Annotated in this window: 1 protein-coding gene; it reads right to left on the bottom strand. The window is 45.5% G+C overall.

From position 1 onward, the window contains the following. Positions 1-225: 225 nt before the first annotated feature. Positions 226-470 (bottom strand): hypothetical protein (locus ABNX05_RS26230; protein WP_349662358.1); only part of this gene is annotated, 245 nt, incomplete at its 5' end.

Genomic DNA, 470 nt, shown 5'->3' with positions numbered 1-470 from the left:
ATAACATGTATAAATTTATTATCCACTAAATTTTGAAGAACACAAATTAAATCTAAGTATGTAGTCTTTTTAACATCTCTTTTAACAACAAAAATGTAATAATAATTGCTGGGCAATTTCATATTACCAATCTCTGATTTTGCATAAAAACCTCTTAAACCAGATTTTTCGCAGCAGCCAATCTGAAACCGAAAAATGTAATACTCCTAAGGATTAAATCCCTATCTAACTTCTTCCTCCAGGAGCTACTCGCCCTACTGGCGTTTCTGGCGCTACTGGTGTTACTGGCGCTACTGGCGCTACTCGCGCTACTGGCGCTACTGGCGCTACTGGCGCTACTCGCGCTACTGGCGCTACTGGCGCTACTGGCTCTACTGGCGCTACTGGCGCTACTGGCTCTACTGGCGCTACTGGCGTTACTGGCTCTACTGGCGCTACTGGCGCTACTGGCGCTACTGGCGCTACTGGCT

This window comes from Lysinibacillus zambalensis (assembly GCF_040183165.1).
Classification (GTDB): Bacteria; Bacillota; Bacilli; order Bacillales_A; family Planococcaceae; genus Lysinibacillus; species Lysinibacillus zambalensis.
Note: the sequence above shows the minus strand (reverse complement) of the source record. Positions and strands in the feature narration are given on the sequence as shown.